Annotated in this window: 23 protein-coding genes and 6 tRNA genes; 18 read left to right on the top strand and 11 right to left on the bottom strand. The window is 61.3% G+C overall.

Annotated features, from left to right (window positions below; all coding sequences use genetic code 11):
- The first annotated feature begins 3 nt into the window (after positions 1-3).
- The 6 genes from HMPREF2932_RS05180 (at position 4) to dhaM (ending at position 6550) form a co-directional block, all read left to right on the top strand.
- Complete coding sequence (locus HMPREF2932_RS05180; RefSeq protein ID WP_071409741.1) at positions 4-1794, top strand: DEAD/DEAH box helicase; 1791 nt, start codon at positions 4-6, stop codon at positions 1792-1794.
- A gap of 162 nt (positions 1795-1956) precedes the next feature.
- Positions 1957-2403, top strand: a complete 447-nt coding sequence (locus tag HMPREF2932_RS05175) for a DUF2871 domain-containing protein (RefSeq protein ID WP_071409740.1) — start codon at positions 1957-1959, stop codon at positions 2401-2403.
- A 2-nt stretch (positions 2404-2405) separates the two neighbouring features.
- Entirely contained in the window at positions 2406-4034 is a 1629-nt protein-coding gene (locus HMPREF2932_RS05170; RefSeq protein WP_071409739.1) for an MFS transporter, read from the top strand.
- Positions 4035-4158: 124 nt separating this feature from the next.
- Positions 4159-5160 (top strand): dihydroxyacetone kinase subunit DhaK, encoded by a 1002-nt coding sequence (gene dhaK / locus HMPREF2932_RS05165; protein WP_070513136.1) that lies wholly within the window; start codon positions 4159-4161, stop codon positions 5158-5160.
- Positions 5161-5170: 10 nt separating this feature from the next.
- The gene (dhaL, locus tag HMPREF2932_RS05160; RefSeq protein ID WP_070513139.1) at positions 5171-5836 is read left to right on the top strand and encodes a dihydroxyacetone kinase subunit DhaL; all 666 of its coding nucleotides are present in this window, start codon (positions 5171-5173) and stop codon (positions 5834-5836) included.
- Positions 5837-5839: 3 nt separating this feature from the next.
- Complete coding sequence (dhaM, locus tag HMPREF2932_RS05155) at positions 5840-6550, top strand: dihydroxyacetone kinase phosphoryl donor subunit DhaM (protein WP_070679684.1); 711 nt, start codon at positions 5840-5842, stop codon at positions 6548-6550.
- A gap of 146 nt (positions 6551-6696) precedes the next feature.
- Here dhaM and HMPREF2932_RS05150 read toward each other — a convergent pair whose 3' ends face one another.
- From HMPREF2932_RS05150 to ppgK, 3 genes are all read right to left on the bottom strand, one after another.
- On the bottom strand, positions 6697-7023 hold the full coding sequence (locus HMPREF2932_RS05150; RefSeq protein WP_070821292.1) for a hypothetical protein: 327 nt from the start codon (positions 7021-7023) through the stop codon (positions 6697-6699).
- Between the two features lie 107 nt (positions 7024-7130).
- On the bottom strand, positions 7131-8603 hold the full coding sequence (locus HMPREF2932_RS05145) for an RNA polymerase sigma factor (protein WP_070513148.1): 1473 nt from the start codon (positions 8601-8603) through the stop codon (positions 7131-7133).
- Positions 8604-8805: 202 nt separating this feature from the next.
- Entirely contained in the window at positions 8806-9603 is a 798-nt protein-coding gene (gene ppgK / locus HMPREF2932_RS05140; protein ID WP_071409738.1) for a polyphosphate--glucose phosphotransferase, read from the bottom strand.
- Between the two features lie 321 nt (positions 9604-9924).
- Here ppgK and HMPREF2932_RS05135 point away from each other — a divergent pair, with 321 nt between their 5' ends.
- Complete coding sequence (locus HMPREF2932_RS05135) at positions 9925-10215, top strand: DUF4193 domain-containing protein (RefSeq protein WP_070700444.1); 291 nt, start codon at positions 9925-9927, stop codon at positions 10213-10215.
- A 44-nt stretch (positions 10216-10259) separates the two neighbouring features.
- Here HMPREF2932_RS05135 and HMPREF2932_RS05130 read toward each other — a convergent pair whose 3' ends face one another.
- Positions 10260-10796, bottom strand: a complete 537-nt coding sequence (locus HMPREF2932_RS05130) for a DUF3093 domain-containing protein (protein WP_046648178.1) — start codon at positions 10794-10796, stop codon at positions 10260-10262.
- A gap of 124 nt (positions 10797-10920) precedes the next feature.
- On the opposite strand from HMPREF2932_RS05130, the gene dut reads away from it, so the two are divergent.
- The 5 genes from dut to dxs all read left to right on the top strand — a co-directional run bounded on the left by dut (position 10921) and on the right by dxs (position 16559).
- A complete protein-coding gene (gene dut / locus HMPREF2932_RS05125; RefSeq protein WP_046648177.1) occupies positions 10921-11397 on the top strand; it encodes a dUTP diphosphatase in 477 nt (158 codons plus the stop codon).
- A gap of 39 nt (positions 11398-11436) precedes the next feature.
- Positions 11437-12354, top strand: a complete 918-nt coding sequence (locus tag HMPREF2932_RS05120; protein ID WP_071409737.1) for a DUF3710 domain-containing protein — start codon at positions 11437-11439, stop codon at positions 12352-12354.
- A gap of 182 nt (positions 12355-12536) precedes the next feature.
- Positions 12537-13214, top strand: a complete 678-nt coding sequence (locus HMPREF2932_RS05115) for a DUF3159 domain-containing protein (RefSeq protein WP_071409760.1) — start codon at positions 12537-12539, stop codon at positions 13212-13214.
- On the top strand, positions 13201-14517 hold the full coding sequence (locus HMPREF2932_RS05110) for a class I SAM-dependent RNA methyltransferase (RefSeq protein WP_070821297.1): 1317 nt from the start codon (positions 13201-13203) through the stop codon (positions 14515-14517). Before HMPREF2932_RS05115 ends, HMPREF2932_RS05110 begins: the two co-directional genes overlap by 14 nt.
- Positions 14518-14630: 113 nt before the next feature.
- Positions 14631-16559, top strand: a complete 1929-nt coding sequence (gene dxs / locus HMPREF2932_RS05105; protein WP_070513166.1) for a 1-deoxy-D-xylulose-5-phosphate synthase — start codon at positions 14631-14633, stop codon at positions 16557-16559.
- Here the strand turns inward: dxs and HMPREF2932_RS05100 are convergent.
- The gene (locus HMPREF2932_RS05100) at positions 16540-17787 is read right to left on the bottom strand and encodes an HRDC domain-containing protein (RefSeq protein WP_046648172.1); all 1248 of its coding nucleotides are present in this window, start codon (positions 17785-17787) and stop codon (positions 16540-16542) included. The two genes, dxs and HMPREF2932_RS05100, sit on opposite strands and share 20 nt — an antisense overlap.
- A 1-nt stretch (position 17788) precedes the next feature.
- On the bottom strand, positions 17789-18454 hold the full coding sequence (locus HMPREF2932_RS05095) for a DUF3000 domain-containing protein (RefSeq protein ID WP_175973075.1): 666 nt from the start codon (positions 18452-18454) through the stop codon (positions 17789-17791).
- Positions 18455-18578: 124 nt separating this feature from the next.
- Here HMPREF2932_RS05095 and hemQ point away from each other — a divergent pair, with 124 nt between their 5' ends.
- Positions 18579-19280: a hydrogen peroxide-dependent heme synthase gene (gene hemQ, locus HMPREF2932_RS05090; protein ID WP_046648171.1), complete on the top strand. Its 702-nt coding sequence runs from the start codon at positions 18579-18581 to the stop codon at positions 19278-19280.
- A 34-nt stretch (positions 19281-19314) separates the two neighbouring features.
- Here the strand turns inward: hemQ and msrB are convergent, their stop codons facing one another.
- From msrB to HMPREF2932_RS05065, 5 genes are all read right to left on the bottom strand, one after another.
- Positions 19315-19728 carry a peptide-methionine (R)-S-oxide reductase MsrB gene (msrB, locus tag HMPREF2932_RS05085; protein ID WP_070547092.1) on the bottom strand — a complete coding sequence of 138 codons (414 nt, stop codon included), beginning with the start codon at positions 19726-19728 and terminating at the stop codon, positions 19315-19317.
- On the bottom strand, positions 19725-20921 hold the full coding sequence (locus HMPREF2932_RS05080; RefSeq protein ID WP_071409736.1) for a glycosyltransferase family 87 protein: 1197 nt from the start codon (positions 20919-20921) through the stop codon (positions 19725-19727). The genes msrB and HMPREF2932_RS05080 overlap by 4 nt, the downstream gene beginning before the upstream one ends.
- Before the next feature lie 11 nt (positions 20922-20932).
- A complete protein-coding gene (locus tag HMPREF2932_RS05075) occupies positions 20933-21583 on the bottom strand; it encodes a dihydrofolate reductase family protein (RefSeq protein ID WP_070547087.1) in 651 nt (216 codons plus the stop codon).
- 57 nt (positions 21584-21640) lie between these two features.
- Positions 21641-22528: a TDT family transporter gene (locus HMPREF2932_RS05070; protein WP_070547084.1), complete on the bottom strand. Its 888-nt coding sequence runs from the start codon at positions 22526-22528 to the stop codon at positions 21641-21643.
- A 269-nt stretch (positions 22529-22797) separates the two neighbouring features.
- Positions 22798-22872 (bottom strand) — tRNA-Val (locus HMPREF2932_RS05065).
- 288 nt (positions 22873-23160) lie between these two features.
- Between HMPREF2932_RS05065 and HMPREF2932_RS05060 the strand changes: the two genes are divergently transcribed.
- The 5 genes from HMPREF2932_RS05060 (at position 23161) to HMPREF2932_RS05040 (ending at position 23688) form a co-directional block, all read left to right on the top strand.
- Positions 23161-23236, top strand: a tRNA-Gly gene (locus tag HMPREF2932_RS05060).
- Positions 23237-23267: 31 nt separating this feature from the next.
- Positions 23268-23338 (top strand) — tRNA-Cys (locus HMPREF2932_RS05055).
- 31 nt (positions 23339-23369) lie between these two features.
- Positions 23370-23441 (top strand) — tRNA-Val (locus HMPREF2932_RS05050).
- A gap of 38 nt (positions 23442-23479) precedes the next feature.
- Positions 23480-23555: transfer RNA gene (locus tag HMPREF2932_RS05045), tRNA-Gly, on the top strand.
- A gap of 61 nt (positions 23556-23616) precedes the next feature.
- A tRNA-Val gene (locus HMPREF2932_RS05040) sits at positions 23617-23688 on the top strand.
- Positions 23689-23765: the final 77 nt, after the last annotated feature.

Raw genomic sequence — 23765 nt, 5'->3', positions numbered from 1 at the left:
ACCGTGTCTACTCAGACTCCAGCACAGAGATTTGCCAATAACGGTTCGCTGCGCGTATGGCAACGCGCGGCTTTGGATAAGTTCCTAGCCACCAAGCCGAAGGATTTCATGGCGGTGGCAACGCCAGGCGCAGGTAAGACCACCTTCGCCCTGCGGGTAGCCACAGAGCTCATGGCGGACCGCACCGTAGAGCGCGTCATCGTGGTGGTGCCCACCGAGCACCTCAAAGTGCAGTGGTCGGAATCCGCCTCCCGCGTAGGGCTAGCTCTCGACCCCAAGTTCACAAACTCCTCGGGAGTCAACCCCGCGATGGACGGTGTCGTGGTGACCTATGCGCAGGTGGGCATGCACCCGTACAAGCACCGCGCGGTTGCCTCAGCGCGGCGCACCCTGGTGATCCTTGATGAGATTCACCACGCCGGAGATGCCAAGAGCTGGGGCGATGGCGTGCGTGAGGCCTATGATGATGCGGAGCACCGCCTCGCACTGACTGGTACGCCCTTCCGCTCCGATGACTCGCAGATCCCCTTCGTGCGCTATGAGGAGGACGGGGAAGGCCACCTCGTATCCCGCTCTGATCACACGTATGGCTATGGCGATGCGCTTGCCGACGGTGTCGTGCGCCCCGTGGTCTTCCTCAGCTACTCCGGCGAATCCCGCTGGCGTGATAGCGCCGGTGAGGAACATGCGGCCCGTCTCGGCGATATTCTCAATCCGGAGCAGACAGCCCGCGCCTGGCGCACGGCCCTCGACCCGAAAGGCGAGTGGATCCCCACCGTCTTGCAGGCGGCGCACACGCGGCTGATGCAGATGCGCCGCAACATGCCGGATGCCGGCGGTCTGGTACTTGCTACCGACACGACAACCGCGCGCGCCTACGCCAAGATCCTCAAGCAGATCTCCAATACTCCAGTCTCCGTCATCCTCTCCGATGACCCAGGCTCCTCCGCGCGCATTGCGGAGTTCTCTGAATCCACCGACGAGTGGATGGTGGCCGTGCGCATGGTGTCGGAGGGCGTCGACGTTCCCCGCCTCGCCGTGGGCGTGTACGCCACCTCTGCCTCGACCCCGCTGTTTTTCGCTCAGGCCATCGGGCGTTTCGTGCGCTCCCGCATGCCCGGCGAGACGGCCTCCGTCTTCCTGCCCTCCGTGCCGGTGCTCTTGGGCCTTGCCGAGAACATGGAAAAGCAGCGCGACCACGTCCTGGGAGGGGAGAAGAACCCCGACAAGGAAGGCTGGGACGACGAGCTTCTGGAGGACGCTAACCAGAAGAAGACCGAGCCCGATATGCTCGAGCCTTCCTACGAGTCCCTCGGAGCGGAGGCAGAGTTTTCCGGGCTGCTTTATAACGGCTCGCAGTTCACGACGGGCAATATCACGGACGAAGAGGAAGACTTCCTTGGAATTCCCGGGCTTCTCGACGCCGACCAGGTCAAGGACCTTTTGCGCAAAAAGCAGTCCGAAGAGTTGGACCGCCGCGAGGCAGAAGAGAAGGCGCGCCGGGCTGCGGAAGCAGCAGAGGAACAACACCGCAAGCTCTACGGCACCCCACATGCACCCAAGCGTGGGGCAGAGGCGTCGGCAAGCGGTGCTGGTTCCCAGCCAGGTGTGGTGGATGAGATTTCCGCGCTGCGCAAAGAACTCAACACGGTGGTGTCTATCACCGCCCAACGCACCGGGCGCCCGCATGGTGCCATCCACACCGAAGCCCGCAAGGCCTGCGGTGGCCCGCCGACTGCGTTGTGCGACGCCGAGCAGCTGCGGGAGCGCATCGATTACCTGCGCAAGTGGTAGCCGGCGCGGCCGCGCTATCAACTAGTTGGTTGATGAGAAACTCAACCGGCTACGCGATGGAAACGCTGTGAGCGCGAAGCAGGATGGATAGCAGATGGTCTAAAGGCCAATCACCATCCTCGACGCAATCGCCACAGCAGCGTGGCTAGGAAGGAACACACAATGCAGTCCCTCTATAGAGCAGCCATCTTCTACCTTGTCATGGGGTTGAGCGCCGGCGTGTTCTACCGCGAGTTCACGCGCGCGAACGATTTCCCGGAGGGACAGTTCACCCAGCTAGGAGTGGCCCATACCCACCTCTTGGCGCTGGGGTTCATGATGTTCCTCATCTTCCTTGTGGTGGACAAGGTCTTCGCCGTGTCCCGCAACACGAAGCTTTTTAGCTCCTTCTTCTGGTCCTACAACATTGGCGTTGTGCTTACCGTTGGAATGCTCATCTGGCACGGTAGCTTAACTGTGCTGGGGGAGGAATCGACCGCGATGATCGCCGGAATCGCCGGCCTCGGACACATCTTCATCACGGTGGGTCTGGCACTCTTCCTCGTCGCATTTGGCCGCGCATTGAACGAGCCCGCTAACCCTGCCGCCGCAACTTCTGTGAGCGCCTAGCTATGCCCGCGGCTACAACAGAATCCAGCACGGTGGCACCGACCCGCCGTGACTGGATTAGCCTTGCGGTTTTATCGGTAGGGCTGGGTGTCATTGTTCTTGATGGCACTATCGTCGGCGTGGCATTGCCCGCCATCATCACGGACCTCAACCTGGATATCACCCAGGCACAGTGGGTCAACAGCCTCTACGCGGTAGTGCTGGCCGCACTGCTACTGTCCACAGGAAAAATCGCGGATAGTTGGGGCCGCAAACGAGCTTTCCTTCTCGGCCTCGCTGTATTCGTAGCAGGCAGCGTGTGGGCTGGTCTCTCCGAAACAGCGGGAATTCTCATCTCGGCACGTGCCGTGCAGGCAGTGGGCGCGGCTTTTATCATGCCCTCCACCCTGTCCACCGTGAACGCCGTATTCCGCGGGAAGTATCGTGCAGCCGCATTCGGCGTGTGGGGCGCCGTCATCTCAGGCGCTGCTGCCGTAGGCCCTTTAGCCGGCGGCGCGCTTACTCAGTGGGTGTCTTGGCACTGGATCTTTCTGGTCAACGTCCCCATCGGCCTTATCGTGGCCGGTGGAGCTGTCCTTACCGTCCGGGAAACCCGCAGCCCAGAGACTCGCCCTGGAGTCGACGTCGACGGCGCACAGTTGAGCGCGATTGCCTTTGGGGCCCTTGTTTTCGCCGTCATCGAGGGGCCCAGCCTTGGCTGGTGGACACCGCAAGCGGAGCTGACTGTGTTCGGGTGGACGTGGCCTACCACCGCGCCGGTATCCGCTGTGCCGGTGGCGCTGCTCATCGCCGCGGTCGGATTCACTTTGTTTATCCGTTGGGAGAAGCACCGCGAGAGAGTGCAGCGTTCCGCATTGCTGGATCTAGGACTCTTTTCCTACTCTACGTTTTCGTGGGGAAATACCACCGCCGGTGCGGTAGCCATCGGGGAGTTCGCCATCATCTTCGTCTTGCCGATATACCTCATTAATGCGTTGGGCTTAAGCGTAATGTCTGCCGGCCTTGTGCTCGCGGCGATGGCCGTCGGAGCCTTCATTTCAGGTGCAGCTGCACGCCACGTCGCTGGGCGCTTCGGCGCCCCTGGCACCGTACTCATCGGCCTGAGCCTCGAGGTCGTCGGTGCTCTCATACTCGCGTTAATTCTCGGTCCCGACACCAGCGGATGGCTCATCGCGCTGCCGCTTGTGATCTATGGAGTGGGCCTAGGATTCGCTTCTGCGCAGTTAACCGGAACCGTCTTGCGTGACATCCCCGTGGAAAACTCAGGCCAAGCTTCCGCGACACAGAGCACAGTTCGTCAAATTGGTTCTTCCCTGGGAACCGCGATTTCCGGTTCGGTCTTTTCCGTCTCGCTAGCGCTGTCTCTGCCGAAGGCGCTTAATACCATTGGCTTCGATGGTCCGGCTGCGGAAGGAATAGCGGAAGCAGCGCGTCAATCGGCTGGGTCGAGTATCGCTGGGCTGCGTGCGCAGGGTGCCGCCAGTCCCTTCGGAGAGGAGACTGCCGTGTTGGTCCGAGCACTCAGCGACGGTATGAGTGATGCAGCGCGTTGGTCATTGCTGACCGCAGTTGCGTTCTTAGGGCTCGGTTTTATTGGTGCGTTGCAGGTCCGCAAAGCAGCGCAGGGCTAAGCAAGGGGGCGTAGCCCACGGTGTTGGCGCAACGGTTTCAGCGAAACATCCAGCAGCGAAGGGTAGGCTCGGCAGCATTGTGAGAAGAGTGCTCTAGGCCAAAGACAACCTAAGGAGATGGATGATGAAAAAGCTCGTCAACTCGCCGGACAACGTAGTAGCCGAATCAGTAGAAGGCTTCGCGTTAGCCCACGGTGACATTGTGACTCGCAACACGGAACCGCTGTTTGTTGCCCGCGCACAGAAGAAAGAACACGGCAAGGTGGCTATTGTCTCCGGTGGTGGTTCTGGGCACGAGCCTTTGCACGCGGGTTTCGTTGGTTACGGCATGCTGGACGCGGCGGTGCCGGGCGCCATGTTTACGTCGCCTACACCGGATGCAATCCAAGCAGCCACCGAAGCGGTAAGTGCTGGGGCGGGCGTTCTTTACATCGTCAAGAACTATACCGGCGATGTTCTCAACTTTGATACGGCAGCCGAGCTGGCTGACTTCGATGATATTGAGGTCAGCCAGGTCATCGTCGACGATGATGTCGCGGTGGAGGATTCTACGTTTACCGCCGGACGCCGCGGCGTGGCAGGAACCTTGTTGGTAGAGAAGCTGGCAGGTGCCGCAGCCGAGCGCGGCGATGATCTTGCTGCGGTGACAGCGGTGGCTAAGAAGGTAGTGGAGAATACCGCGACCATGGGCGCGGCACTGAGCGCCTGCACGGTGCCGCACGTGGGCAAGCCCTCCTTCGACCTTGGGGAAGACGAAGTCGAACTCGGCGTGGGTATCCATGGCGAGCCGGGCCGCAAGGAAATTCCACTGGTTTCTGCCGATGACGTTACTGATCACCTACTCGACCCCGTCTTGGCAGATCTTAAGCTGAGCGAGGGGGAGCGCACCATCGTCGTCGTCAATGGCATGGGCGCCACCCCGGCCTCTGAGCTGTACGTGGTCTACCGCCGCGTGGCCCAGCGTCTCCAGCAGGCTGGCATCGCCATTGAGCGCTCCCTCGTGGGTAACTTCGTCACCAGCCTGGACATGGCTGGGTGCTCTGTTACCGTCATGCGAGCGGACGACGAGGACCTCGCGCTTTTCGACGCTCCCTGCCACACCTCCGCACTACGCCAAGGAATGTAACAATCTAACTATGACGAATTCTGAAACTCTTTCAAGCGCGTGGGCACAGGAATGGATGAAAAGCTGTGCCGAAGCCGCGCGTGAACACCGTGAGGAGCTCATCGAGCTCGACCGTGCCATCGGCGATAGCGACCATGGAGAAAACGTCGACCGTGGTTTCCGCGCCGTCGTCGACAAGGTTGCTGCGGATATCTCTTCGGATGACTCAACGGTCGCTGATGTACTCAAACTAACCGCGAAGACTCTCATGTCCACCGTCGGCGGAGCCTCCGGCCCATTGTTGGGCACCGCCTTCTTGCGTGCGGCGAAGGCCGCCGGCACCGGTGACATTGATGCTTCTACGACGGCTGCGCTTATTGAGGCCGCCCTCGAGGGAATCATGACCCGCGGCAAAGCAACGGAAGGGGAGAAGACCATGGTCGATGCTTGGGCGCCAGCGGCGCGCGCTGCCCGCGACGCCGCCGATGCCGCACAGAGCCCCGCCGAGGTCTTGCGCGCGGCTGCCGACGCGGCCGCAGCCGGCGCGGACGCTACTATCCCGATGGTTGCGACTAAGGGACGCGCTTCCTACCTGGGCGAGCGTTCTGCCGGGCACAAGGATCCGGGTGCCGCCTCCTCGGCGCTTTTCCTCGCTGCGGCTGCTGACGCCGCCGACACTACTGGGAAGGGGGCGTAGAGCATGGCACAGCCGCGCGTTGGACTCGTTCTCGTTTCGCATTCCGCGAAGCTCGCAGAAGGATTGGCTGAGCTCGCCGCCCAGATGGCCGCTGATGTCACCATCCTTCCTGCAGGTGGCTTGGAAGACGGCAGTATCGGAACGTCCTATGACTTCATCGAAGGCGCTATCAGCCACGCCATAGGTCAAGGTCTCAGCGTTGTTGTGCTCACGGACTTGGGCTCGGCAACGATGACCGTCGAATCGGTTCTGGAGTTTCTGGACGAAGAGCAAGCACTGTTCGTTGATGCCCCACTGGTCGAGGCCACTATCGCTGCGGCAACCGCCGCCCAGCAAGGCGATGATCTGGGGGCAGTTGCTGACGCCGCTAGACGAGCTATCGAGGCTTTCACTCCTCAGCAGCCTGCTGATCCCGGGACTGTGCGCGAGCAAGACCAAGAGGAAGATCCACATCGATACTCGCTGACTGTGACCATTGCCGATGAAGCAGGACTACATGCTCGTCCCGCGTCCAAGATCGCTGAAATGGCGGCTGAAGCAGAGGGCGATATCGTCCTTACCTATAACGGTGAGGCAGTAGAGGCAGACTCCGCGATGATGCTGATGTCGCTCGGTGCTTGCCAGGGCGCATCGGTGACCATTAGCGGAGATATCTCCGATAAGGAAGTCATCGACCGGATTGCCACGGCCATCGAGCTGGGGCTCGACGGTTAGAAGCGTGCGGGCACTGTCCCCCGTACGGAAGGACGCTCCCACTGCCTTCGAATAGGGTAAAAGGCAGCGTCCTAGTTGAGTTCTCTTGAAAGCGGGGAATCCATGAACCAGCCCGATTACGTACAGGCTTATCCGAATACTTCCCCTTACTCCTCTGCGGGGTCGTACACGTCTCCGATAGAACACCCTTCCACGCCGAATCCCCTCGCGCCGTGGGTACTGGGGCTGGCGGTGCTTCCGCCACTCGTCATCATCGTGCTGACGCTCTTGTGGGGTGCAGTGGGATTCTTGTCGTCGATGCTGACGATCTTTACCGGTTGGTGCGCGGTGGGGCTGGGGATCGTGGCGCTCATCCTCGGATCAGGGCGAAGCCCGGAGCATAGGCGAACCGGCATCACAGTGTCCGGGATGATCATCGGATTCTGTTGGAGTTGTATCGCACCGTTCGTTCCCATGGCCATGATGGTGGTCATGGGACTCAATCCCTAGAGCCGCTAGGAACCCCAGAGCCCTGGAACATACAGAAAGAAAAGTGGCGGCGAGGAAATCTTTCCTCGCCGCCATTGTCGTGTCCGCGGGCTTAGTCGAGATAGTCTCGCAGCACCTGGGAGCGCGAAGGGTGGCGCAGCTTGGACATGGTCTTGGACTCGATCTGGCGAATACGTTCGCGGGTGACACCATAGACTTGGCCGATTTCGTCTAAAGTGCGCGGCATGCCATCGGTGAGGCCGAAGCGCAGGCGAACCACGCCGGCTTCACGTTCAGACAGGGTCGTGAGCACGTCCTGCAGCTGGTCTTGCAGCAAGGTGAAGGAGACCGCGTCGACAGCAATGACAGCCTCGGAGTCCTCGATGAAGTCACCCAGCTGGGAGTCACCCTCATCACCGATGGTCTGGTCCAAGGAGATGGGTTCACGAGCGTACTGCTGGATTTCCAGCACCTTTTCCTCGGTGATGTCCATTTCCTTCGCCAGCTCCAGCGGCGTGGGCTCGCGGCCCAAATCCTGCAGCAGCTCTCGCTGGATGCGGCCCAGCTTGTTGATGACCTCGACCATGTGCACAGGAATGCGGATGGTGCGTGCTTGGTCTGCCATCGCGCGGGTAATAGCCTGACGGATCCACCAGGTGGCATACGTGGAGAACTTGTAGCCCTTGGTGTAGTCAAACTTCTCAACAGCACGGATGAGACCCAAGTTGCCCTCCTGGATGAGATCCAAGAAGGCCATGCCGCGGCCGGTGTAGCGCTTGGCCAAGGACACCACGAGACGCAGGTTTGCCTCGAGAAGGTGGTTCTTCGCCTTGCGGCCATCACGAGCGATGGCACGCATGTCACGCTTTTCCATGGGGGAAAGCTTGGCGGCCTTGTCGCCTTCGGCACGGGCCTTTTCCATCTCATCCATGCGGTACTGAGCGTAGAGGCCAGCCTCGATTCGCTTGGCGAGGGAGACCTCTTGCTCGGCATTGAGCAGGGCGACCTTACCGATTTGCTTCAGGTAGGCGCGGACAGAGTCTGCCGACGCGGTCAGCTCCGCATCTTTGCGGGCTTGGCGCAGGGCTGCGGACTCATCCTCGTCCCAGACCGAGGAACCATCGTCCTCGTCCTCATCAGCGTCGTCGCCCTCGAGGTCATCATCGTCGTCGCCGAACTCGTCTTCATCATCCATCTCGGCGTTGTCCGGATCGAAATCGATATCGGCATCGTCAGTGGTGTCGGCGTCCAACTCGTCGGTCTGATCCTCGGCGAGATCCTCGGAAGACTTGGCAGCTTCAGGCGACGTTGCCTTTGTGGCTGCTGACTTACGCACAGTCTTCTTGGCCGCCTTTTTTGTGGCCTTTTGTGCAGACTTGCGGGTGGTCTTCTTTGTTGCCTTCTTGGCCGTCTTTTTAGCCGTTTTCTTGGCTGTCTTTTTGGCTGTCTTTTTCGCGGTTTTCTTGGCCGTTTTCTTAGCGGTCTTTTTTGCCGTCTTTTTGGCGGTCTTCTGTGCAGGTGCAGATGCCTCGGAGGTGCTCTCGCCCGCGCCGAGTACCTGGTCTGAAGAATCAGTGGCTGCCACGTACGCCCTTTCGACTTGCTCTCTGAGTGGAAACTATGGGGACGCGCAAGTTAGTCGCGACTAGTCCCCGATGCTAGCCCGCCTCCGAGATGAGCAGGGGAGGCGCGCCGCTGGATATTGGATAATCGACAGCCCAGTATAGATCATTTCTTGCACTAGGCGGTGACTGGGGTCAACTCGGAAATGCTGGCCCCCGGTTGCCTTATGGGCGAATACCTTCTTGTGCTGCCATGGCTGCGCCTACTATACCGGCGCGATTGCGAAGCTGAGCTGCAACGACGGGCGTTTCGATGCGGAGGTGCTCTCCCCACTTGTCAAACTTGCGGGAAATTCCTCCGCCGATGACGAAGGCTGAAGGGTTAAACAGGGCCTCATACTCGTGGAGTACGCGGTTGACGCGCTTCGCCCACTGCTTGGTTTTGAGCCCCTCGCGGTCCTTGACGGCTGAAGAAGCTTGGTGCTCCGCCTCCTTCTCGCCAACGATGAGGTGCCCAATCTCCGTATTGGGGAAAAGCTGGCCATCTAGCAGGAAAGCGGAACCAATACCAGTGCCCAAAGTGAGGAAGATGACGGGGCCGGAGCGCGCAATCTCGTCGCCATAAGCCACCTCGGCGAGGCCGGCCGCGTCGGCGTCGTTAAGCACGGTAAAAGGAACGTCGAGGTATGAGCTCAACAATTCCTGTGCATCCGTGCCGATCCAGGATTTATCAATGTTTGCCGCGCTGCGGATTACCTGGTCCTTTACCACCGCTGGCATGGTAATGCCGACGGGACCGTCCCAGTTCTTCTCTTCGATGATCTGGGCAATCACCTTGGCGACGGCGTCCGGCGTTGCGGGCTGGGGAGTAGCAATCTTGAGGCGGTCACCAACGAACTCTCCCGTTGCGAGGCCGACTTCGGCACCCTTGATGCCAGAGCCTCCAACATCGATGCCGAAGGCGTGGCCTTCGTGCTGCGGGCTCGGTTTCGTGTCCTGGTGCTGTGATTCATGGGCGGTCATACCGACAGTCTATGTGGACCCGCGCGATGATGCGGCATGATCCGAGGGATGAAAAGGGCAGTAGCGGTAGTGCCGTGCGGTTTGCGGTGCGTGACGCGCTTTTTGGGCTGGCGGTAGGCACAGACTGTGATGAAATTCTTGCGGCCCGCTATAGAGCTGGAATCAGCAGGTCACAGGGGTGAAGGAGGCGTAATAGGGGGTAGGATAGTGCAGGGTTTGGTGCCCCCACGGCGGGGCGAGTGTGACACAGAGGCCAGTCTGGTTTAGGATGCCGTCGATAAATACACATACCTATCGATCTGACTCACAGGGGCAAGCATTATGGCCACGGATTATGACGCACCGCGTCGCCGCGCTGAAGACGACCTCGAGGCCGATTCCCTCGAGGGCCTGAAGGCGGCTGAAAACGATAACAATGGCATGGATGACGATGGAGAAATCGTCGAGGCCTTCGAACCGCCGTCAGTGGACCTGACCGGTGAAGAGCTCAACGTCACCGTCGTTCCGCGCAAAGAAAACGAGTTCACCTGCTCTGTATGTTTCTTGGTGCAGTCCAACAAGCGCCTTGACCATGAAGAGGACGGCGAGCCAATCTGCATGGACTGCGCCTAGTAGGCCAGTTTCACCGAGGCGTGGCTGAGGCCTTAATTCAAGCCTTAATTGCTGCGCCTTGTAGCTGCTGCGGCCTGCTCGGGGACAAAGGCTGCGAGGAGTTTTTCGGGGTTGGTGGATCCGATGAGCCAGTAGGGCGTTGGATCTTCGGGGTCATCGAGGACGAGCATGACGTGTTCGGGTACCCAGCCGTGTGTGACGAGGAAGGCAGCCGGATCGAGCTGTGGACCGAGCGCGTTGCGGCGGGCAGTGGCCGGCACCGCGGTACTGCGGGCGACAACATCGTTCGGCAGCTGCGCGTCCTTGACGGTGAGCCACCGTGTGCCGTCGGCATCCTGTTCCACCTGCACCACCGTGTTGGACCATGTCAGCAGGACCCACGCGGCGATGGCACTGAGCAGGATGGCGGGGACGATGACCCACATGATTCCACGGTTGAGGCTGACTGTGGCGGTGGAGATCGCGACAACAAAGGCCGCCATCAGCCACCAGTACCACGGCACCCATTGGCGCTCACGGTAGAGGATCACTGGGGAAGCGGCTGGTGCCGAGGGAGAAGCAGACGAAGAACTCGAAGTCATGACCTTCGAGTCTAGCCGTCGGGGCAGGGGAGAGCCCAACACGCAGAGTAGGCGCGGCTGCCAGGCTGACGCGGCTTCCAGCCCTGACGGTTGGGGATGGAGGGGACAAGGTAGGCTGGGCCCCGTGAATGAGCAACACCCTCTCGTAGATCCGGTTAGTCCCTTCGGCGACATTCAGGTCAAGCGTCTTGATAAGGAGCTTCCGCTGCCGCATCGCGCTCACGGCGGCGATGCGGGCGCGGATCTCTACGCTGCTCACGACGTTATTTTGCGGCCCGGCGAGCGCGCTCTTGTCGGTACGGGCATTGCCCTTGCCCTGCCGATGGGCACGGTAGGCTTGGTCCACCCGCGCTCGGGCCTGGCGGCCAAGCACGGCATTTCCGTCGTGAATACACCCGGCACCATTGACGCCGAGTATCGCGGTGAGATTAAAGTATGCCTCATTAATCACGACCCAGAGGAGACCTTTGAGGTCACGCGGGGAATGCGTATCGCGCAGTTGATTGTCCAACGCGTGGAGCTGGTGGGCTTCCAGGAAGTCGAGGAACTTGATGACACCGCTCGTGGCGACGGCGGGTATGGATCAACCGGCGTTAACTAAGTTCAACAAAGCAGACACGGAATGAGGAAGGCTTAAACTATGGCGATGTGGCCCTTTGGAAAAAAGAAGAAGAACTCTGCCGTCCACCAAGAAGAGGTGGCTACCGAGGCCGTGGCCGAGGACACCACCGCAGTGAACCCGGCAGCGGAGAACGCAAACGATGGCGCCGCTGAGGCCGCTCCCGAGCCAACCGCGGGTCTTGTCCGTGAGGATGAAGATGATACTCAGGCTTCTCTAGCCGTGAAGGCTGTGGCTCACGATGCCATCAACGGCGACATGGGTCCCTACGATGGGGATAATGTCGACATCGCTGAGTTTAACTTTGAGGACTTCTCCGTAGGCCTGTTGGATCTGGGCTCACTGCGCATCCCGCTGCCGAAGGGCTCACAGGTCCAGGTGGAGATGGGCCAGGAAGGCCCGCGCATGCTCCACATTCTCACCCCACACGGCCGCATGACCCCAGTGGCCTTTGCCGCGCCGCGCACGCCGGGGCAGTGGGCGGAGTCTGCGGAGGACATCATCAAAGGCTTGGAAGCCGATGGTTTCGCTGCCCACCCGGAGGATGGCCCGTGGGGTTCTGAGATCGTTGGCAGCAGCGAGAAAGGCGGCATACGCATCATTGGTGTAGAGGGGCCGCGGTGGATGTACCGCCTGACCCTGGCCGCACCTGCCGGCAAGGAAGAGGAATTGGCGCAGCTAGGGCGCGAAGTCGTTGCCCGCACCTTTGTCTACCGCGGTGAGGATCCCATCCTGGCTGGCAGCTCCCTGCCTGTCACGCTTCCGCAGCAGCTGGCTGAGCAAGTTCAGCAGGCGCTGAAGGAACGTCAGCAGCAGGCCGCGCAGGCAGCCAGCGCGGATAGTGCAGCGCCAGCGGACACGGCCACGGAAACAGAAAAGACCGCGGAGTCCCAGGCCCGCGAGCAGTTGCGCGACCTCGAAGACAACGAGAACAAGTAGCGCACTTCAGCCTGCCGGCCAGACCCCTCCGGCACTACCGAAAAGGACCCCTTAAGCACGTGACCAGCCCTACTCCCGAAGAGCGCGAGCCTTACCGCCCCCCGGCGTCTGCGCATGACCCCGATACCACCGAGCGCGCTACTGAACCTGCCCCTGAGCCATCCTCGAATCCTGGCGCCGACATGGCGGCAGGACAAGCGACGGTGTCGCCAGAAGCTGATCCGGAGCCGTCGTTGCTCGACCAGATGGGTGGGCTGACCGGGCTCGTGTCTGCGACCCTGCCCGTGCTGGTTCTCATCCCGGTCAACAACGTCTGGGGGTTGGGGCCGGCGCTTGTTGCGGCACTGGGCGTGGCGCTGGCTATCAGCCTGTGGCGCCTTGCCCGCAAGGAAACCCTGCAACCAGCTTTTTCTGGTCTGCTGGGCGTGGCCATCTGCGCCGGAATCGCGTGGTTTACCGGGGATGCCAAAGGCTATTTCCTCTACGGAATTTGGATGTCGCTCGTGCTGTTCATCGTCGCGATCGTTTCCATTATTCTGCGCTGGCCGCTTGTCGGCGTGGTATGGAAAGGCCTCAACGGTGAGGACATGGGGTGGCGCACAGTGCCACGGGCGCGACGCTCCTATGCCTATGCCACCGCCGGGTGGGCGACGGTGTTCATCGCCCGTTTTGCGGTGCAACGCGCGCTCTACGATGCCGATGCCACCACAACGCTTGGTATCGTCCGCATTCTCATGGGCTGGCCGTTAACGGGTATTGTCACCCTCCTCACTATCTGGATGGTGCGCCGCGCGAATGCCGCCGTGGAGGAAGCACAGGGCAGCGACAACTCTAAGGAGAAGATCCATGACCGCGACTGATCACAACTTTGCGAAAGATCAGAGCGCCGCTGCCGGAAGCCTGAGCAAAGGGCAGTCATTCGACACCACCATCGAACGTATGGGGCACGGCGGTGTCGGAATCGGGGCGGCCCCCGACGGGCGCGTGTGCTTCGTCCCGGGTGCCTTCCCCGGCGACCATGTCACGGTGACTGCGACCAAGGTGAAGAAGTCCTTTGTGGAAGCCGCGCTGAGTTCCGTCGTACAACCTGGGCCCTACCGTGTCGAATCTGCGTGCCCGGCCGCGCAGCGTGGCGCCGGCTGTTGTGACTTCGCTGAGCTCGATCCCGCGGCGGAGCCAGACATCAAGGTCGCAGTCTTGCTCGATCAGCTGCGCCGCGTGGCTCACATCGAGGATGCTCCCGACGTCGAGACCATCGATGTGGCACCGCATCGCGGGTGGCGTACGCGAGTGCGGTTGGGCGTCGACAAGCAGGGCCGTGCTGGTCTGCGCAAGCGTGGCTCCACGGAGCTCGTCACCGACGTTGCGTGCAGCCAGCTGATTCCGGGGCTCGTCGACGGCCTAGTGGGGCCTGATGCCCGTACCTTTAATCCAGGTGCAGAGGTAATCGCGGTCATGGATAGCGACGGCAATAGGCACGTCGTGGAAACCCGGAAGGCGCCGCGGGGGCGGCGAATCGAGACCATTCGAGAGGTCATCGAGGCGCCAACTGAGAACGTGGTGCAGCGTGCTGACGGCCACGAGTTCCGCTTCCCGCCCACCGCTTTTTGGCAGGCGCACGTCGGAGCACCGGACGTTTACACCAGCCTTGCACGCGAGTGGCTCGGCGCAGAAGGCCACGGGAACGGCGGTGAACCTGAGGCAGCGGACGAGTCCGCTGTACATGCAGTGGCCTGGGATCTGTATGGCGGCGTTGGCCTGTTCGTTCCCGCGCTCGCAGAGGTCACCGCACCCCAGGGCGGGCACACGACCGTGTATTCCGTCGATTATTCGCCCGCAGCAGCGGCGCCGCAGCCGGGGCTCGCAGGTATTGACGTGCACTTCCGCACCGCCAAGGTGGAGCAGGTGGCCAGCCAGCTTCCGCAGCCGGCGTCGGTGATTTTGGATCCGCCGCGTACCGGTGCTGGCAACGACGTGGTGGCCGCTGTCGCCGCGGCAAAGCCGCAACGCATCCTGCATATCGGTTGCGATCCTGCTACGTTCGCCCGGGACTTGGCTGCTTGGTCGGAGCATGGTTACCGCGCGAAGCGCCTCGCCATGGTGAATGCTTTCCCCGGGACACATCACTTTGAAACCCTGGCACTCCTGGTTCCACTGGCCTAGGGCGCACAGGGGGTGCCGCGGGAGTGGTCGGGCAATGATTGACGCGTCACGCGTGTCAACGGGTACGGTGGTAAAGAAGAAAACGATCGATGAAGGGGTTTAAGGCAAGCTCTATGGGCATTCTGGATTCCATTCACTCACCAGGCGATCTTAAAGCCCTGAGCAAGACGCAACTGGTTGAGCTCGCGGCGGAAATCCGTCAGCGCCTTATTGAGAAGGTGTCCGCTACAGGCGGCCACCTAGGCCCTAACCTGGGCGTCGTGGAGCTCACCGTGGCGATCCATCGGGTCTTCGATTCCCCGCGGGATCCCATCGTCTTCGACACGTCACACCAGTCCTACGTGCATAAAATGCTCACGGGCCGCGCCTCCCAATTCGATACGCTGCGTCAGAAGGGCGGTTTGTCCGGCTACACGGACCGCGCAGAGTCAGAACACGACTGGACCGAATCCTCCCACGCCTCGGCAGCGCTATCCACGGTGGACGGGCTCTCCAAGGCTTTCAAGATTCGGGGTGAATCCCACCGCAATGCCGTGGCGGTCGTGGGCGATGGCGCCCTTACCGGCGGCATGTGCTGGGAAGCCCTCAACAACATTTCTGCCGACAAGGACCGCAACGTTGTCATCATCGTTAATGACAACGGGCGTTCCTATTCGCCGACGATCGGCGGCCTCTCAGAGAACCTGGGGCGCATTCGTGCGCAGCACGGATACGACGAGTTCATGGCGCTGGGCAAGAAGCGCCTCAAGTCCATGGGTTGGGTAGGCGAGCGCACCTTTGATGCATTGCACGCGGTCAAGGAGGGTGTGAAGTCGACCGTCATGCCCACGGAGATGTTCCCGGAGCTGGGCATCAAATACATTGGCCCGATTAACGGCCACGATATTGAGGCAGTTGTGCGGGCGCTGAGCTACGCCCGCGACTATGACGGTCCCATCATCGTGCACACGGTCACCGAGAAGGGGCATGGCTTTGCTCCTGCGGTCAACGAGCCGAAGGACCAGATGCACTCCACCGGCGCCATCGACCCGGTCACCGGTGTATCTAAGGGACAGAAGCAACCGGGGTGGACCGCGGCGTTCTCGGAAGAATTGATCAAGGCGGGCCACGCCCGCGAGGACATCGTTGCCATTACTGCCGCCATGGCTGGGCCGACGGGGCTAACCCCCTTCCAAGAGGAGTTCCCGGAGCGCTTTTTTGATGTCGGCATCGCTGAGCAGCATGCCATGGCTTCTGCATCCGGTCTGGCGCTGGCCGGGATGCACCCGGTGGTGGCGGTGTACTCTACGTTCCTCAACCGTGCGGTGGACCAAGTCATCATGGACATTGCGCTGCTCAAGCTGCCAGTGACCATTGTCCTCGACCGCGCCGGTGTCACGGGCTCTGATGGCGCTTCACACAACGGTGTGTGGGATATGGCGCTCATGAGCATCGTCCCCGGCATGCGCATCGCCGCCCCGCGCGATGGTGCCCGCCTGCGGGAACTCTTTAACGAAGCCATCGCAATCGAGGATGGCCCGACCGTGGTGCGCTTCCCCAAGGGCAACCTCCTTGATGACCGCGACGAACTCAAGCGGCTCGATGACGGGGTAGACATCCTGAGCTATTCCGATGCTGCTGCCGCTACGGAGGAGGCTACTGATGTGCTTATCGTCGCCATCGGTGCCATGAGCGCGCGTTCCCTGGGTGCAGCTGAGCTGCTCGAAGCCCAAGGCTTCAACGTGACCGTCGTGGACCCGCGCTGGCCGGTACCGGTACCGCAATCCATCATCGCGTTGGCGGCCGATCACGATCTCGTGGTGACGGTGGAGGATGGCATCCTGCGGGGCGGTGTGGGGTCCATGGTGGCCGAGGCCCTCGACGCCGCCGATGTGGACACTCCAGTACACAGGCTCGGCGTACCCGGCTGCTTCCCCAAGCATGCCAGCCGTGGAGAAATCCTCGAGGACTTTGGCTTGACCCCGGAAGGCATCGCGAACTCAGTACGTGAGTGGGTAGCTGCACGCGATGCTGAGGAGTCTGCTAAGAGCGCGGGGGAGTAGGGCGCATCCGGGCTAACCCGCGCTGCAGGAGCGGCGTGGCCAGCTCGACTTGCCAGTCGCGCGCGCCCTGGGAGCGCAGGAAATCGGGGATATCGGCATCTTCCGCGATCTCCCCCGCGACGCCGCCTTCTGGCCCGAACGCTGCCCACACCGCTGTACGTATCAGACTGGGTTTGAGGATCAGCTCGTAGCTCATGCGCAGTTCGTCACCGAGGTCCTCGAAGTCATGGCGGATCTCGCAGTAGAGCTGCCACAGCTCGGGAAAATCCCGGTTAAATACTGATTTGGAGGGCACCGGGCGGGGGCTGCGCAGTGGCTTTGGCCACTCCTGGCGCGGGCTGTCCAGCGCAGTCGTGACGGCATCGAGCCAGCGCAACGTAGCCCCACCGCGGCGGCGGGGGAACCCTTTAATCTGATTGATGTCGTGCGGGGTGCGAGGCACGCGGCGCGCTATGTCCACGAGCACGCGGTGCGGCAGCACCCGGTTGGGGGCGATGTCCTGGGAACGTGCGATGGATTCACGGCGTTGCCACAACTCGCGAGCCACGGCGAGCTGTTCGCGTGTGCGTAGCGAAGACACACCTTTCAGCTCCCGCCATGTTCGAGGCTCAGGGCCGGTAATCCCGGCGTGCTCGTCGACGATCCGGTCGAATTCTTCAAAGGCCCAGTCGAGTTTGTCTTCTTCCGCAAGGATGTCGCGCAACGTCACAGCAAGCTCGTTGAGCAGCTCCACGTCGAGCGCCGCGTAGTTGCGCCATGTCCGGGGAATGGGGGTTTGGGACCAATCGGAATCCCCGTAACCTTTTTCCAGTTCGACGTCGAACAGCTCCAGCACCATCGCCCCCAGGTTGGGATGTGCAAAACCGGCGAAGCGGGCGGCGAGTTCGGTATCGAACAGTGTTCCGGGGTGTAGCCCCAGCCAGGCCAGACAGGGAAGATCGGAAGGAGCGGCGTGGACTACCCAGTCCTGACCGTTGAGCACCGGCGCTAGCGCGGAACTCAGTTCATGCCGACGATTCTCCGGGGCAAACAAAAGCGTGCCTGCGCCTTCCCGGCGAATTTGCACTAGAAAGGCGCGGTCATCGAAGCGGTAGGCCGACGCGCGTTCGGTATCAATGGCGAAGGGTCCAGTCCCCGCGGCCAGGCGCGCGGCACCCGCCTGGAACTCACGGGGAGAAAGCAGGACTTTCGGCGTGCCGTCGACGGGGACCTGGCGCAGTTCGCTCATGTTAGCGCCCGAGCTCGGTGACGCCTTCGGGCGGCAGGCCTGCGACGAGAGAAAGCACCTGTGCAAAAGCCTCGACGTGTGGGGCAAGATCCAGGTCGGCTGCGGTCCAGGACGCGCGCATTTCCAACTGATAGGCGCGCGGCGGGCCACCGATCTCGCCAAAGCGCACCGAGGCAGTCGAGGTGACAGTACCTCCGAGGTTGGTGTGTGTTGCCTCGCGCACGTCGAGTGATTCGGTGAGCCACTCCCAGGCGACGTCGGGAAGCAGCGGGTCCCCGGCTACGGCATCCTCTAAGTCTGCCTGGATGTAGGCCACCAGGCGCATCGCACCTTCCCAGGCTTCCTCAGCGCCTGGGTCGTGCAACAGGATAAGGCGGCCGAAGGCATCACCCTCAGAGTCGGTGGGGATAGCCTCCTCCTGCTCGTGACGCTCAACCTCCAGGCCAATGGCATGGCTGAACGGGGCCAGTCGCTGCGGGGGTCGGATGGTGCCCAAGGTGATTTCTGGGCGCAGCTGCGCAGCGTGGAGGGACTCGACGGCCTCCGTGAAGGCAGCCGGAGTGCTCGGTTCTGCGGGGCGCGATTCGGCGGGAGAGGCGGCGGCGCGATCGTGCAGGTTGGTCGGTGCCCCTGCAAGGTTGCGCGAAGAAACGTCGGAATTGCTCACGGGGTTCAAGGTATAAGCTCCGCCCGTGTGGCGGTGGAAGGCGCGCCGAAAGGCTAGTGGCGCGCGAGGGCGTCTCCAACTTATGATGGATAAGAAACTTTGTCGGTTGAAAAAGGAGAGAGGCATGTCGAAGGTCAACTTCGCCGAGCTCAACAAGGTCCAGCGCTACTCGCAGCACGCGGTGTTCCAGGTCATCCCGGGGGCGCTGGGCACTGAGCGCGAGGAGATCGTCGCGCAGGCGCAGAAGTTCTTCTCTGAGCTCGAGGAAGCAGGCGTGGTTACCGTGCGCGGTATCTACGATCTGTCCGGAATGCGGGAGAGCGCTGACTTCATGATCTGGTGGCACGCTGAGGAATTCGCCGACATCCAGAAGGCCTTCGCGGACTTCCGCCGCGAGACCGTCCTGGGCCAGGTCTCTGAGGTGACGTGGGTAGGAAACGCCTTGCACCGCCCGGCGGAGTTCAACAAGTCCCACCTGCCGTCCTTCATCATGGGCGAGGAGCCCGGTGAGTGGATTTCCGTCTACCCCTTCGTGCGCTCTTACGACTGGTACACCATGGACGAGGAAAAGCGCCGCCGCATCCTCATGGAGCACGGCATGCAGGCGCGTGATTATCCGGACGTGCGCGCGAACACCGTGCCGGCCTTCGCGCTGGGTGACTACGAGTGGATCCTGGCCTTTGAGGCCCCGGAGCTGCACCGCATCGTGGATCTGATGTACCTCATGCGCTACACCGAGGCGCGCCACCACGTGCGCGAGGAGATTCCCTTCCACACCGGTCGCCGCGTGAAGGATGTGGCTGAGCTCATCGCGATTTTGCCTTAAAGGGTCGTTATAGCGCCGGAAGCCGGTTGAGGGTTTAGTCCTCGACCGGCTTTTCTTCTAGGTTGAGGCAGATGGAATTGATGCAGTAGCGCAGGTCCGTCGGCGTATCGTATCCCTCGCCTTCGAAGACGTGGCCTAGGTGGGACTCGCAGTTGGCGCACAGCACTTCAATGCGGCGCATGCCCAGTGAATTGTCCTCGCGCTCAATGACGGCGTTGCCAGCCAAAGGGGAGAAGAAGGACGGCCATCCGCAGTGCGATTCAAACTTTTCCGTGGAGCGGAAGAGCTCGGCGCCGCAGGCTCGGCAGGAGTACACGCCTTCGGTGGTGGTGTTGGTGTATTCGCCGACGTGCGGTGCCTCGGTGCCGGCCTCACGCAGGACGTGGTACTCCTCAGGACTCAGGCGCTGGCGCCATTCGGTATCGGCAATGAGCTTGAAATCAGTCATGCGGGAATCTTATCGCTCGACTGAGCTTGCCGGCTAGCCCCTCGTTCCGCGCTCCACCAGCCGGCCACGGAGGCAGCGGTCACGACGATGAGCAGGCCCCACCCGATGGTGGCGATGAACACGCTCATCCAGTGCGCGGCGGTGGGCATGCTGGACGACGTCCACTCGAGCGGCGCCAAGAATAAAAATGCGGCCAACCATGCTCCCCACGTGTGGAAGACCGAGCGGCCCAGCACCACCGTAAACAGCATTGGGATAAGCCACATGGAGTAGTATTGCTGTCCCAAGGAGGAAAGGAAGAAGATCCCGACCATGATGGCACCACTTGTGCTCAGCGCCCAGAAGGTCGGCTCGCTGTCGCGCCAGCGCAGCAGACCGAGGATCGCCACTGCGGCTAGCGCCGCGAAAAGGATCCAGATGGGGTAGTAGATGACGCCGGGGAGATCGAAGTAAGCGCGCACGCCCGGCCATGAGGCGTTGGCGTAGTCGCGCGTGGTGGACAGGTAAGGAAGAAGGTTGGCGCGGAAGCCTTCCGCGCCCGGAACGAACGGCCATGCAGCAACGTTGCTCCCCAGCGGTATAGCCACGCCCAAACCTAAGGTGAGCCAGCGCTTGCGCACCAAGGCGAGGAAGAGCAGCGGGGCAAATTGCGGCTTAACCAGAATCGCCAGACCGATGCAGAGTCCAGCGGCCCATCCGTGTTTATCCAACAAAGCCAGGAACGCCACCATCGCGAGCAGCAACAAGCCATTGATGTTGGTAAAGACCAACGTGTTGATGACTGATTCGGTAGCGAAGGCTGCGGCGATGCTGACCGGCCACAGCGGGCCCCGCAGGCTGTGACCTACGAAGCGGGTCAGCAGGGCCAAGGCAGCGACGATGGCAGCGGCGTTGGCCAGAATGAAGGCGATGCGCGCGTGTTCCTCAGACACGAGTCCTAAGGGAGACAGCAGGACGGTGGCCCCTGGGTTATACAGGTAGAGCGGTTCCACGAAGGAATAGTTCTGTTCATAAACCGGGTGGCCTTCCCACAACCTCCGGATCGCGCGGTAGACGGTGCCGAAGTCATCAGTCACCGAGCCGTTAACAGCGAGCACGAACACGCGGTGAAGGACTAAAACGATGGCGGCGGGCCAGGCGGCGGCCGTCCACAGTCGCGCGGAAGCTGGGGATGAGGGAGCCGGAGAAGTCACGGCAGCAAAGTTTACGGGGTTTGTGCGCGCCGGTAGCGCAGAAACACCGTGCTGTCGACGGTGTCGACGTTCTCCAGCTCGAGCTTGAGCGCGGGGGAGGTGGCCTCGCCGTCGACGACGGGCTTTTCGACGGAAGGGGAAAGGTGCGGATCGAGCGTCAGATAAAGCTGGTCGACGAGGCCTTCTGCGATAAAGGCGGAATAAACGGATGGGCCACCTTCGCAACTGATGCGGCGCGCGCCTAGAGCGTGAAGAGCTGAAACAGCCTCGCTCATGGTTCCGGTACCTGTGCTGATGACTTCGGCACCGGCGTCGGCCAAGCGCCGTGCCTCGGGCGAAGACGCGCGCTCTGCCGGGGTAAGCACGATGGGGCCTGCTGCAATGAAATCCTCGAAACCGGCAAAATCGAGGGAGTGGCTAAGCACGGCGAGGCGCGTGCTTGTCGACGGCCCATATTCCTCCGCCTTCACCGTGGCTGAGCCGACGACGGCAATATCGGACCACTCGCGTAAAGCCGCCAAGAGCTCGGCGTCAGTGTCGTTACCCATGGGACCGGAAGTGCCATCGATGGTGGCGGAGCCGTGGAGCGTACTCACCGCAATCAAGCGGATTCCTTCTCGGTCTGGCCCCAGTAGGCGTTCTATCAGCGCAGTGTCACTCATGGCGCCCCACGGTACCGCAAAGGGTGGCTACTGCCTGGGGAAGTGGATCTCATGCCATTAGGCGCGCTGGAGCCGCCATGTGCCGAAGCGCAGCGCGCAGGCTCCCCAATGGAGCAATAAGAGCACCAAGAGAACGAAGGACAACCGGTGCCAGCCTTCATTCCATGAACCTAGGCACAGTGTTCCGACCGGGAAGGTCGAGCCCCACCAGCCGGGGCTGTAGGGAGTCCACTCGAAGACCGCTCGGTAGAAGCAGTACATTGCGAATGCGACGCAGGGTGCTCCAATGGTGAACATGATGATGCCGTAGAGGTGGGCGTCAAAAAGCAGTGTCGAGGCTGCCGTTGACTGTCCAACCACGCCGAGCGGGATCCACGCTGTCCCTGCAGCTGCCCCGCGCGGCCTTTCTCGGCGTTGTACAAGGGACCAGTAACAGTAGGCGAATAGTGGAATTGCGGTGATGAACGTGAGGAAGAAGCATAACTCGCCGGCAAAGTGGTAGAACTGCCCGTGGTTGATAGCCAACTGACCTGCGGAGGTCGCCGCCACCATGGGAGAAACAAGTGCCAGGCCCCAAGGAAAAGCGGGCTTGTCGTAGAGGTGCGGCTGTTTGAACAACCCCCATAGCTGCCACAAACAGACCACCACCGATAGCGGTGCACCAATCCACCAACTTGCCAACTGGAAGGCATCGCTTCCGGTAAGCGCGGTCCATGCCGAGCCGCACGCCAGCAGCCCCATCGTGTACATGCCCCACGCCGCCATGTTCTGGTGCCGGGGAGGCTCATTCTTCGTCCCCGCGGTAACAATCACCAGCAGCACCGCTGCGATAAAAGCGAAGACGAACTGCGCTACGCCTAAACCATGCAACCCCGACAAAGTCGATGCAATCGAGGTACCCATCAAGGCACCGGCCCAGGCCGGGCCGCACTTTGGCAACCGCATAAAATCACCCTATTCCTGCACTTGTTGCTATCGAACCCTTATGGAGCAATCGGATAAGTGTGCGAGGGGGACAGGTTCAATGTCATGCAGTCTTGTGTAACCGTGCCGTGTCCCCAACGCGTCGAGGTTTTCGTCTAGCCCTTGTGGCCAAGATGAGGCACAATGAGAAAACGCCCCCGCGAGAAACCATTAATGTAGATTTATAATCCACATAGTATCCACGCGAAGGCTTGTGCCACATGCTGCAGGTCTCTGACCTGCAGTTATGATGGTGGTTCTAGCTGGGATTGAACCAGCGACCTTTCCGGTGTGAACGGAACGCTCTCCCACTGAGCTATAGAACCTCGGTGCAGCACTTAAGGTACACCGCGCGTGTAGTAACCCCCTAATCGTCCAGCTCAAACGCGCTTTAAGCTGTATGTGTGGGCGCTGGCTGTCGTGGTGGAATCGGTAGGGGGTCTCTTGTTGTCATCGCCGCCGCTCGCTGTAACTGCAGTCTCAATCACACTGATGTAATCCGCAGGCTTTGGGGAGTCTGGGGATTAGTGCCGTGGGCTGCGGATTTGGAAACTACGGCGGCGCACGATAAAGTTTCTTCTCGCACCACGGCATACCGGCCGGGAACGTGCAATGCGGATGTAGCGCAGTTGGTAGCGCATCACCTTGCCAAGGTGAGGGTCGCGAGTTCGAGTCTCGTCATCCGCTCCAGCACATGTAGTGTGTGAGGCGGTATCGCCACGGTGGAATGGCCGAGTGGTGAGGCAACGGTCTGCAAAACCGTGCACACGGGTTCGATTCCCGTTTCCACCTCAAATGCTGGCGCCCAAACAGGGCGCTGCGAGCGCGTTTAGCTCAGCGGGAGAGCGCTTCCCTGACACGGAAGAGGTCACTGGTTCAATCCCAGTATCGCGCACAAGGACTTTGTCCTAGAAACCGGGCCTGGTTTCGAATGCGGATGTAGCGCAGTTGGTAGCGCATCACCTTGCCAAGGTGAGGGTCGCGAGTTCGAGTCTCGTCATCCGCTCCAAGACTTTCTTGACGCCAAACTTTTTGGCATAAGTGAGTGGAGGGTCTTGATAAATACATATGCGCGATTAGCTCAGTGGGAGAGCGCTTCCCTGACACGGAAGAGGTCACTGGTTCAATCCCAGTATCGCGCACAGGGTTTCCATTTGGAGCCCGCGACGAGCGAGAGCTCGTCACGCGGATGTAGCGCAGTTGGTAGCGCATCACCTTG

Source organism: Corynebacterium sp. HMSC074H12 (assembly GCF_001813755.1).
Lineage (GTDB): Bacteria > Actinomycetota > Actinomycetes > Mycobacteriales > Mycobacteriaceae > Corynebacterium > Corynebacterium hiratae.
The sequence above is the reverse complement of the archived record's forward strand: the minus strand, read 5'-3'. Positions and strand labels throughout refer to the sequence as shown.

What these genes read in the sequence shown, in the direction of transcription:
- dhaL (WP_070513139.1), top strand. Translation starts at nt 5,171, where the DNA reads ATGACGAATTCTGAAACTCTTTCAAGCGCGTGGGCACAGGAATGGATG.
- HMPREF2932_RS05120 (WP_071409737.1), top strand. Translation starts at nt 11,437, where the DNA reads ATGGCGATGTGGCCCTTTGGAAAAAAGAAGAAGAACTCTGCCGTCCAC.
- HMPREF2932_RS05110 (WP_070821297.1), top strand. Translation starts at nt 13,201, where the DNA reads ATGACCGCGACTGATCACAACTTTGCGAAAGATCAGAGCGCCGCTGCC.
- HMPREF2932_RS05115 (WP_071409760.1), top strand. Translation starts at nt 12,537, where the DNA reads ATGGCGGCAGGACAAGCGACGGTGTCGCCAGAAGCTGATCCGGAGCCG.
- HMPREF2932_RS05075 (WP_070547087.1), bottom strand. Translation starts at nt 21,583, where the DNA reads ATGAGTGACACTGCGCTGATAGAACGCCTACTGGGGCCAGACCGAGAA.
- HMPREF2932_RS05135 (WP_070700444.1), top strand. Translation starts at nt 9,925, where the DNA reads ATGGCCACGGATTATGACGCACCGCGTCGCCGCGCTGAAGACGACCTC.
- HMPREF2932_RS05100 (WP_046648172.1), bottom strand. Translation starts at nt 17,787, where the DNA reads ATGAGCGAACTGCGCCAGGTCCCCGTCGACGGCACGCCGAAAGTCCTG.
- dxs (WP_070513166.1), top strand. Translation starts at nt 14,631, where the DNA reads ATGGGCATTCTGGATTCCATTCACTCACCAGGCGATCTTAAAGCCCTG.
- HMPREF2932_RS05130 (WP_046648178.1), bottom strand. Translation starts at nt 10,796, where the DNA reads ATGACTTCGAGTTCTTCGTCTGCTTCTCCCTCGGCACCAGCCGCTTCC.
- dhaM (WP_070679684.1), top strand. Translation starts at nt 5,840, where the DNA reads ATGGCACAGCCGCGCGTTGGACTCGTTCTCGTTTCGCATTCCGCGAAG.
- HMPREF2932_RS05175 (WP_071409740.1), top strand. Translation starts at nt 1,957, where the DNA reads ATGCAGTCCCTCTATAGAGCAGCCATCTTCTACCTTGTCATGGGGTTG.
- ppgK (WP_071409738.1), bottom strand. Translation starts at nt 9,603, where the DNA reads ATGACCGCCCATGAATCACAGCACCAGGACACGAAACCGAGCCCGCAG.
- hemQ (WP_046648171.1), top strand. Translation starts at nt 18,579, where the DNA reads ATGTCGAAGGTCAACTTCGCCGAGCTCAACAAGGTCCAGCGCTACTCG.
- msrB (WP_070547092.1), bottom strand. Translation starts at nt 19,728, where the DNA reads ATGACTGATTTCAAGCTCATTGCCGATACCGAATGGCGCCAGCGCCTG.
- dhaK (WP_070513136.1), top strand. Translation starts at nt 4,159, where the DNA reads ATGAAAAAGCTCGTCAACTCGCCGGACAACGTAGTAGCCGAATCAGTA.
- HMPREF2932_RS05170 (WP_071409739.1), top strand. Translation starts at nt 2,406, where the DNA reads ATGCCCGCGGCTACAACAGAATCCAGCACGGTGGCACCGACCCGCCGT.
- HMPREF2932_RS05070 (WP_070547084.1), bottom strand. Translation starts at nt 22,528, where the DNA reads ATGCGGTTGCCAAAGTGCGGCCCGGCCTGGGCCGGTGCCTTGATGGGT.
- HMPREF2932_RS05150 (WP_070821292.1), bottom strand. Translation starts at nt 7,023, where the DNA reads ATGACCACCATCATGGCCATGGGAACGAACGGTGCGATACAACTCCAA.